Below are 10379 nucleotides of genomic sequence, written 5' to 3'. Positions count from 1 at the left end.
GTCCAGAACGTTGTTGACAACGAACTGAGTACGAACACGACCACCAACGCGCAGGCAGGTTTCAGTGCCCGGGATGTAGTAGAAGCGTGCGCCGTATGCGTCACAAACGCGAACGTAATCAACCGGCTCCGGAGCAACCGGAAGATCGGCTGCCTGGGCAGTGGTTGCTGTAGCAACTGCTGCAGCACCGAGCATCAAGCTCTTGAGTTTCATGTCTGACCTCCAAAAGTCAATTTCTGTTGGAACCGTGACAGGCGCTCAATGCCCGTGCAGTTCCGTCCCCGCGATTTGAAATGAAAGTGCCTGCAGAGGCACCGTGAAGAACATTTCGGTCAGCGATTTCTCGCCGGTCGCAGGTTGTAACAACCAGACTCAAACTCGCGCATCAACTCCAAAATTTGGCATCACAACACTGCATCGTTGCGATGTGTCATTCTTGCAACATATTGTTTTAAATAGTTTTTTCGAGTTACCAAGCGTAATGCCGAAACCCGAAACAGCGGATTTTTGCGCAATGCAAAAATACTTACCCAAGGTAATTTTTCTCCTCTTCCAGTTGAACTGGAGTCTTCATAATTTTCGACTCCAAGATTGCGAGTCTCAAATTTGTCCAATAGGTAAAATATGAAATTGGGCTGCCGGTAGACTCGATCAAAATAGAAATAAACTCTACACAACTTACTTGAACTAAAAGTTGTACTTTCCAACCAGGGCCACGCCACGCCTCCCATCACAACTTGCCACGACCGACGCGAAACACGGTTTTTTCCCATGCCAGAGGTTGCGAATAGTGGAGAAAGGCATTTTGGGATCAAATATCCGGATGAATCGCGACTCACGCAGCAAGAAACGGGGTGAGTCGATCTATTTCAGTTCGACTGCGACTCGCGCCGAACGGCCATCCGCATCCAATACAGTGACATTCGTGAAACCCACCGTTTCAGCACGCCAGACAAATTGATTGTCGAAACCGTTGGTCTTTTGCGGCGACCCGTTGATCAATAGAGAATAAGGCTGCTTGCCACCGCTCACCTTGACCACAAGCGGCACTTCTGGCGCTTGATCATTCCCGTTTTGTAAAAGCCCAAGATCCATCTCGGCTCCATCGGGAGGAAATGTAATCCGCAATTCATCTGCACCGTTACGCCTGCTTATGCGTTTTTGAACCCGCGCATATTGCAGTGCTATTGGTACGGGAGCGGCAGAAAGTGCGGACACGCTCGCTGGCGCCTCCGGCAATGGAACCCGCTCAGGTCCAAGCTTCTGAAACACTTCAAGAAGCAAAGGTACCGCAGCGCTTGATCCCGTTTCGCCCGGAACTGGTGATCCATCCGGACGTCCTATCCAGATTGCAGCCACATACCGCCCGTCATAACCGACCGCCCAGGCATCTCGAAATCCATAGGCGGTGCCGGTCTTGTAGGCGACTTGAGAGACCGCTTCGCCGCTTGATTGCGGCAACTCCGACAAGATATCGCCTACATGCCAGGCTGCCTTGTCAGAGAGAACTCTGGCCGAGTTCAAAGCTTCACTTACTTGCCCGCATTCGCCACGGCAGATGCTCAAAAGTACCGGTTCCCCGCCCCTGGCCAACGCTGAATAGGCCTGGGTCAGATCTCTCAGCGACAAACCGAGACCGCCAAGACCGATGGCAAGCCCCGGGGCAGCGCCTCGCTCCAGAACCGGCCGAATGCCTGCGCGCTTCAGGCGTGCAAGCAACCTTGCCGGCCCGACCGCATCCAAAAGCTGGATTGCCGGCGTATTCAAGGACAATTGCAGCGCTTCGCGCAATGTCACAGTGCCTTGATAGGCCTTGTCGAAGTTGGCAGGCTGGTAACCGCCGATTTCGGTCGGCCGGTCGACAATCAGACTTTCCGGGACACCGATCCCCTCTTCGAAGGCGAGACCGTAGATGAAGGGCTTTAATGTCGACCCGGGCGAACGAATCGCACGCGTCATGTCAACGTGCCCTGCCCTGCTGTCATCGAGGAGGTCCGGTGCACCGACGCTTGCCAGAATCTCTCCATCCTGATGATCGGCGACGACAATCGCCATTGAAATCGGTGCCGGATAAGCGCTGATCTTCCGGCGCGCCATGTTTTCCATTCTGATTTGCAGATCGCGGTCGAGCGTCAGGCGGTGAACGGTTTTTTGGGGCGTCCTGAAGCGGATATGCCGGCTTTCATGCGCCGCCAAAATAGGCATTGCAAACCGCCGGGTCCTGACAGGTTCAACAGCTGCCGAATCTGCCACATCTTTCGAAAGGACACCGGCAGATACAGCGCGCGCGAGAACCCGGTTTCTTGCAACACGGGCATTTTCCGGTGACCGGTCTGGGCGCCGGGTTTCCGGGCTTTGCGGCAGCGCTACCAGCAAGGCAGCTTCAGCAGGTGTCAGACGTGTCGGCTCCTTGCCGAACCAGGTCAGACTGGCGGCACGAACCCCTTCGATGTTTCCACCGAATGGAGCCCGCAGCAAATAGACTTGAAGAATGTCATCTTTGGAAAACGTGTCTTCCAGCTGCACCGCCTTGAGGAACTGCTGATACTTCCGTTTCAGGGACTTGGTCGGCTTTTCATCCAGCAATCGGGCGACCTGCATGGTCAGCGTCGATCCACCCGAAACGATCCGGCCACTTTGAATGCTTTGCAGAACGGAACGCAGCAACGCTCTGACATCGATCCCGGAATGCTGATAAAAACGCTTGTCTTCAAAGCTGAGCAACATTTTCAAATAGAGCGGATCAACGTTGTCCAGCTCCACCGGCAAACGCCACTTTTCGTCCTGGCTGGTGAAAGCCCTCAGCAACCGATCGTCCCGGTCAAGAACCACGACCGACACGGGCAAGTCCGAGATTTGTGGCGGCAAGGCAAGAGCCTCGTAATCACGATAGACCTTTGCGACCCCGGCCAAGCAAGCAACACAGACACAAATTCCGATGGCGGCCACTCGCCAACGGTATTTTCGCCATGCTTGCCAGGATTTCCTTTTCATTGCCCCAGCCCTATCGGGTTGGCCCCAAAACGATGAACCGGTCAGTATCCGTTATCGCCTGCCGGTCAGGTCGGTACATGTCTTCTACAGTCGCAGGCGGATGAACAAAATCGCCCGGCGTCGCTGCACGTGCCAAATAGGCGAACGTCAACTCCCGCCCGCTCTGGCGGGTCTGATCAACCGCGACTTCGAACCGATCCTGATAAAACGCGCTATGCTCCGGCTGGTCGATCGTCGACAGGAACGAAAGACCGCCCACATCTCCTGATCGAACCAATCGCGGGTTGTCGATCACCAGACCGGCAGGCAACCTGTCGACCACCATCAATCTCCCCGGCTGATCGGTCAATGCCCGAACGGTAAGCACGACTGCCAGCCGCGTATTGACCGGAACCGCATCCGGGTTCACCGGCGTACCATTCAGATCATAGACCGTGCGTTCGATCGAATAGTCCTTTCCACCTGACGGTTCCGGCGTCAAAGGTTGCCCTGCAATGGAAACCAGAAGGTCTGTTGCCGACGGGCCATTATTTTTGATCTCCGCAGCAGCATCAGCCAGGCTCGTGCCTGTCAGCGACCAGGCCAGCCTGCCGGGTGTTTCTTCTCCGCGCACCGAAATCCTGGCGCTTTCTGCCGAGTCATTCAACGCTTGCGCTGCAAGCAGCAGCCAGGCCATGTCCTGCGTGGATCGACTTGCCGTTTTATCCTGCGCTGTTCGCAAGAGATCCACGGCCTGTTTCTCAAGACTATCTCCCATCGAAGCGGAAACGACATAATCCGCTACACCCGCGCTGTCTCGAAGAACGGATCCGAAATCGTCCCGATAAGTTTGCTGCTTGTCATTTGGCAAGGCGGTAAGTGCCGCCTCGAAACCGGACGTCGCACGCTGCTGTTCGCCGTAGAGAGCCAATCCAGCGGCGATTTGAGCCTTTGCCAGGGGTGTTGCGAAACTTTGCAGTTTGGCGTCGAAGTAATAGCGAAGATCGCCCATCGACGCGCGTCCATTGCGCGCAAGGACATAGAGCGCATACGCAATGCCCTCACCACCGTTTTGAAAGTCGGAGGCGTATGCGATCCGGTTTTCCAGGTTGTCCAGCGCTGTTGTAAATGCCAGATCCGACACTCTGTATCCCTTTTCGCGGGATCGTGTCAGAAAATCGGTCACATAGGCATCCAGCCACGTATCTCCATCACCATAGCTGTTCCAGAGACCGAAGTCCCCAGAAGCAGACTGATTGGCCAGAACTGAAGAAATCGCCTTGACCACGCGCTTGCGAATGGCGTCGTCCGTACCCAATCCCGCGGCCTCGGCAACTTCGCTCAAATACAGCAAGGGCAGAGCACGGCTGGTTGTCTGTTCCGTGCAGCCGTAAGGATAGCGATCAAGGGCGGCCAACAGACCGGCGATATCAATATTGGCTGCTCCTCCGGCCGTCAAAGTCACTTCAACGGTTTCAGACCGCAAACCGTCGAAACTGTCTTCGGACAAGGTCAAATTGTCCCCTGATGCCAACTTGAACGAGGAGCTGCGAACGATCCTCGGCTGTGTATCTTTGACGTCAAGGCCGAAGCGTTTAACAAAAACCTTGCCTTCCGGTCCGGTCAGCGATGCAATCACCTCGCCGCCAATCGGGCTGTCCCCGGCACGCACCGGCATCAGGGTCAGAGTTTTTGCCCCCGCATCAATGTTGAAATCACGTGTCCCGCGAGTATTGCCTCCATCAAGCAGAAGGCCTTCGCTGGCAGAAACCTCGAGCTCATAGCGACCTGCTGGTCCGTCGACATTATCAATCTCAATAGCAAGCCGAGATTGGTCCCCTGGTGCAAGGAAGGCAGGAGCACTGGCAGTCATAACAATTGGTGAACGCACCTCGATTTCCTGGTCGGCATGCCCGACCCCATCCTTTGTCCAGGCAACGGCCATAAGCTTAAGCGCGCCATTGAAAGCTGGAACGTCGAACGTGACCAAGGCTTCTCCATCAGGGCCCATCTCAACAAGACCGGAAAAGAGTGCAACGGGTTCTTCATCTGGCGGCGGAGCCTCAAGGCGCATTCCCATGGCGTCTCCACCTGAGCGCACTCGGCCGAGCGCACCAGCCATGCGATCAATCAACTGACCGTAGAGATCACGAATATCAGTCCCAAGGCGCCGTTGACCGAAATACCAGTTGTCCGGATCGGGGGTCTCAAATCCGGTCAGGTTGAGAATGCCGACATCAACAGCAGCGACCGTCAGGAATGCCTTTTCCCCCTGCTCCAGATTGGCCAGTCGAACTGGCACTTCAAGCCTGGTTTCCGGAAGGATCCGGGTTGGTGCGGCAAGTTCAACTTCCAGAACCCGATCTCCAGGATCCACCTGCAACCAGGACAAACCGATTGCCCGCGACGGCATGCGTTTTTCCTGAAGGTCCATGGGGCGGTAGAGACTTGCGGTGATGTAGGCGCCAGCCCCCCAATCGTCACTGACCGGGATATCAACTTCAGTCTCGTCGCCGGCGACTTCCACCACTTGGCTGGCGATCAATCCACCGGAGACCACGTTCACAACGGCAACACCGGGCATTTGCGGTTTCAAGCGCAATTTCGCCGTCTCGCCCGGTCGATAGCTCGCCTTGTCCAGTCCGACATCAAGATAGTCCGGTGTTTCCGATGTCGCATCAGCGGTATACCATCCGGCATTGAAATTAACGCTGGACGCCGTCTGCAGGTCTCCACTGCCCTGGATATCCAGCCGATATTCTCCCCATTCAACCGGAAGAGACAACCGGGCCGGTTGGCCCGCCTTGAAATCGATCGACCCACTGGCAACACGCCTCGAACTGGTTATCGGTTCAAAAGACCATCGTCCGTCGAGCCGATACCACTGATAGCGGCGGTCGATCTTCGAAAGTGTCCAGGACAGGTCGGTCGCACTTCGCTCCTGTCCATTCACTCCGACCACAATCATGGAAAAATCGGCAGGACCACCCTCGTCGACACCACCGTCAAATGCAGGCTTGATACCGATACGCGGGCTGTCCAGAGCAACCGGCAAATCGAGATGTCGCTCGACATAGCGTCCACCGGCCTCAACAAGACGCGCGATCAAATCGCCTTCATAAAGCAAGGTCGTCTCAGGCAGTTCAGGCAACTTGACCTCAAAGGACAACTTGCCCGCCTTATCCGTTTTCAAGCCGGAAGGAATCGCACCGCGCTGTGAATAGGTTTCCTGGCCTTCCAGGCCGAACTGATAACCCGGGAAAGCCTTCAGGGTTCGGACCGGCTTGACGAGAATATCCCCTTCAAGGCTTTGGCCACTCGCCGGAGACCCATAAAGAAACTTTGCGTCCAGCGACACATTGGTTGGTGCTGCCCGGCTGAATGAAACTGCATCGCTTTTCAGTTCAAAATCGACACGTTCCGGCTGATAGTCCTCGACCAGAAACGTTTCCTGGGCCAACGCACGTCCCTTGGGATCAGCATATATGTTCCAGGACCAGATGCCTTGCTGTGCGGACTGGCTCAAGTTCAAATCATGAAGATGCCCGCCAAGGCCATTGTCCTCCACAGTAAAACGGGCATGCTCCACTCCGTCCGGACGATTGAACACAAATGTCAGCGGGAAGTTTTCCTGGGCTGTGGCTGTGGCGTTTCTCAACAGCGCCTGTGTGTGCACGGTTTCCCCGGCCTTGTATATTCCGCGGTCTGTCCAGGCAAATACGTCGAGCGGTCCGGGGGCCGGCCTTCCCTCAACACCGCGATCCGAAAGGTCGAATGCCGGTTTACGCAAATCCAGGAAGGAATAGTCCCCCTCGCCTGTTTCCGCGACCAGTACGCCTGGTGCCTTACCACCGCGCCCGCGGATGAGACCGGCAGCGAATTGGGCGAACCCATCCGTATCGGTAGATGTTTCTGCCAGTACCTCATTGTTCACGGCCAGGAGCCTGACACTCACCCCTTCCAGCGCCTGCGCTGACGAAAGCGAGCGGATGTTTGCTGAAATTCCATTGTTCCCGGTCAGAGCGGTCAGGCCGAGATCGGACACCAGGAACCACTGTGTGGCAAGACTTCCACCCCACCTGGTTTCACGATCGGATTTCGCCCGTGCCGTCATCGCATAGATGCCGGGCTTTAGTTCAATCCCGGTTTCGGAAAGAGGAATTGCAGTCGTGATATCTTGGTTAAGCTGATTTTCCGTCTCAACAATGCCTGACCAGACTTTTTCGCCCAGTTCGTCTTCAATCTGGTCGGCCTGATAGGAATCGAGCTGTCTTAGAAACCTGTTGTCCCTGAGAACATCGGCGACAGACCGATTGCCAACACGGTAGATGCCAGCCTCAATCTCGGATGTGTTCACCGAAATGATTGGAATGGTCGGTTTCCCACCCGAAGGAAGCACATAAGAGCGGCTGAGAAAGTGAACCGACGGCGACCTGTCTCTCACGTAGATTGAAAGGTTTGCCGATTTCTCAAGCTTTTCTCCGTCTGCGGCAGGGAGACCACTGCGAGCTGTCACCTGATAACGTGCGCCATGTTCCAATCCGTCAGCGCAAATCTGATTCCCCTCGGTCTCAATCGACAGGTTCCCCGCGCCTTTAACGGAGACATAAGGACTCAAATCTTCACCGAGCGGCAATTTTTGCGAAAATATCAGACAGATGCGCGGTGTCACACTGTCTGAGTCGACTTGATGATCGACAATCCGAAAACCGTGCTGCGCAACCAGTTCCTCATAGCGACGGCGCACATTCGCATCGCTTTCAAGGGCCAGCGACGCGCGCAACGCCTTGATCGCCGACTTGTATTCTTCGTTCCGTTCCAGAGACCTGCCCAGAAGATCGAGTGCAAAAGCCTGTTCTTGAGAATTAATCGCACGTAAATAGGCATTGATCGCCGCCGAAACAGCATTTTTGCGTTTGTCGAGCCTGTCCTGCCAGTTGTCGGGATTTTGCAGGAGCAACGCGGTCGTCAGTTGAACCCAGGCTTCGAAATCGCCGGGCTCAAGTACTACCAACTGAAGAAAATCCGCTTCCGCCAGCGCTCCGTTCCTGGCGTTGAGAGCATCCAGACCGTTGCGACGGAGCTGGTCAGCGGTTTGATCGCTTGTTCGAATGGAGTTGGCAATGCTGCGTGAATAGGTCTCCGCACCGTCCAATTGGGTGTTTGGCAGAAACACGAGCTCGGTTTTCCTGTCGGCACTGAGATCGACACGCGGTTGTCGAACTTCGACCACCCGGCCGGCGACAGCCCCGACAAAGCTCTGAAGTTCGCCAAAGTCCGATTTCAGAAAACACCATCCGGCAGACGTGTTGAAGGTAAAGGCACGGCACTGATTATCCTGCAGGCATGCCCACTTGCATCCTTCGAGGTCGACATCCTTGACGGTCCGGTAATCACTGCCGAAGAAGTCTGCATCGTCGATCGTAACGATACGCTTGTCTTGTGCTTGCCCCTCGGTAGCCGCAAGACCTGTCCCGAAACCAATCAGAAGCGACAGGAATAAAGGCTTCGAGTAGGTTCGGACACACAGATCGATTTTTTTGCAGACACGATTGAAAACATTCGAAAAAAGAATCATGGCCAGTCCTCCCGGGCCGAGAATTTTCTCTATCAAGGCACCGGAACGTGACAAGCACAAGGCAAAAATGACGTAAGAGCAATCTCAGGAAAAGTGGGAACCGGATTTCTGTCCGGGATTGCAAAAACAATAAGTTGGATCGTTTTCAAATTGTTCGCTCAAAATGAAAACGGTCCAGGGAAAATCTGCAGACGCTCTATCAGCCAACCCGGTGAACAAGTTCATCGATCAAACGATCAATCTCCTGGGCTGCTTTGCTGGTAGGCGCTTCCTCGGTCACGGCGACACCCTTGCCCATTGCGGCGGCATAGACGGTCCGGTTTCCTAGCCGGGCATCCAGCGCATCATAGCCGGACGCAGCAATGGCATCCGCCATTTCACCGGTCAGAGATGCACGCGGCGGAACACGATTCAACACAAGCAAAGTCGGCGTGCTTTCGCGCTCTGCCATATCGATTGTCTGGGATGTTGCCCACAAGTCCACCGGTGTCGGCTGGACCGGAACGATGACGAAATCAGCCGCATCAATGGCGGGTCGGGCATCCGTGTCGGTTTTGGGAGGCGTATCGACCACAACATACCCATGAGATCTTGCCAGCGACCTTGCTTCGCGCCGGGCGCCCCATCCGGACGCCGTACGAAACTCCAAACCGGTCCCGTCATCTCCGAACTTGCCTTCTCTGGCTTCGTACCAGGTTCCAAGCGACCCCTGCGGATCGACATCAAGTACCGCAACCGGCTCGCCGGATTTTTTCGCCAGGGCAACTGCGAGATGAGCTGCCAACGTGGTTTTTCCCGAACCGCCCTTTTGTTGCGCAACAGTCAAGATCCGACCAGACATGCAATACCTCCAGAAAGCCAGCGACAGAATGCGCCGCCTTCTGCTGCAATGCAATAAAACTTTCTTGCAGAGCGATATAAACTGGTCGCGACCGAAGAAATATGACCTTGTTCACCAGCGGAACGTTTGATTACTCCCTTCGCATCTTGTTGATTTTAAAAGACTACCGACCACCTAGCGCATAATAGACATTCCAAGAGGGTCTGCCGGTCACCGGCATGCCGTATTTCGCTTCCGCCTTTCGAATCCCTGCACGCGTGGCGGGACCGACCTTGCCATCCGGCTCACCGACATTGAAGCCGTTCTTGTTCAGCAGTTTTTGCAAGTCCAGTCGTTGCGCCCGCGACAGGCCCGGGTTATCGGTCGGCCAAGGGGTTTTGAACGGGTCCCCGCCAGAGACGAGTTCAGAAAGCAACGCGATGGCCAGACCATAGGACGTCGAGGCGTTGTAGGATCTCAATGCACGGAAATTCCGGGTTACGAGAAATCCCGGTCCGTTTGCGCCTGCTGGCCGGATGAGTGCTGCTTCAAGCTTCCCGGATAACCTGCCACCATCGATTTTTGTCAGCCCCCTCTTGCCCCATGTGCTCAGAGACGCTGCTTTCTTGCGGCCTGAAGGTCCGGAATAACCCTTTGGCACCTTGACTTCAAAGCCCCAGGGCCGACTATCCCGCCAGCCCGCGTTTTTCAGGAAATTTGCTGTTGAAGCCAAGGCATCGGGGACGGAATTCACCAGATCTTTCTTGCCATCTCCATCAAAGTCGACCGCCAGACTGTTGTAGGTGCTCGGCATGAATTGCGTTTGGCCGAACGCCCCGGCCCAAGACCCCCGGAAGTCGCCAACCGGTACATCGCCGCGCGAAGCAATCTGCAACGTCTTGATCAATTCGCCACGGAAATATTTTTGCCGTCTCTTTCCGGCGCAGACCAGATTTGCAAGTGCGTGAGGTGTATAGAAGTCACCCCGGAACTGGCCATAATCGCTTT

General features: G+C 55.3%; 5 protein-coding genes. All 5 read right to left on the bottom strand.

All coding sequences use genetic code 11. The annotated features are described in order from the left end of the window. A partial coding sequence (locus K5905_RS17985) for a porin (RefSeq protein ID WP_297586322.1) occupies window positions 1-213 on the bottom strand: 213 nt, incomplete at its 3' end. A gap of 651 nt (window positions 214-864) precedes the next feature. Further along, complete coding sequence (gene pbpC, locus K5905_RS17980) at window positions 865-2913, bottom strand: penicillin-binding protein 1C (RefSeq protein WP_297586320.1); 2049 nt, start codon at window positions 2911-2913, stop codon at window positions 865-867. A gap of 91 nt (window positions 2914-3004) precedes the next feature. Beyond that, complete coding sequence (locus K5905_RS17975) at window positions 3005-8551, bottom strand: alpha-2-macroglobulin family protein (RefSeq protein WP_297586318.1); 5547 nt, start codon at window positions 8549-8551, stop codon at window positions 3005-3007. Between the two features lie 199 nt (window positions 8552-8750). Next, window positions 8751-9392, bottom strand: a complete 642-nt coding sequence (gene parA, locus K5905_RS17970) for a ParA family partition ATPase (protein WP_297586317.1) — start codon at window positions 9390-9392, stop codon at window positions 8751-8753. A 163-nt stretch (window positions 9393-9555) separates the two neighbouring features. After that, window positions 9556-10379 (bottom strand): lytic murein transglycosylase (locus tag K5905_RS17965; RefSeq protein WP_297586315.1); only part of this gene is annotated, 824 nt, incomplete at its 5' end.

Origin of the sequence: Roseibium sp. (assembly GCF_025698965.1) — a bacterium.
Classification (GTDB): Bacteria; Pseudomonadota; Alphaproteobacteria; order Rhizobiales; family Stappiaceae; genus Roseibium.
Note: the sequence above shows the minus strand (reverse complement) of the source record. Positions and strands in the feature narration are given on the sequence as shown.

What these genes read in the sequence shown, in the direction of transcription:
- K5905_RS17975 (WP_297586318.1), bottom strand. Translation starts at nt 8,551, where the DNA reads ATGATTCTTTTTTCGAATGTTTTCAATCGTGTCTGCAAAAAAATCGAT.
- parA (WP_297586317.1), bottom strand. Translation starts at nt 9,392, where the DNA reads ATGTCTGGTCGGATCTTGACTGTTGCGCAACAAAAGGGCGGTTCGGGA.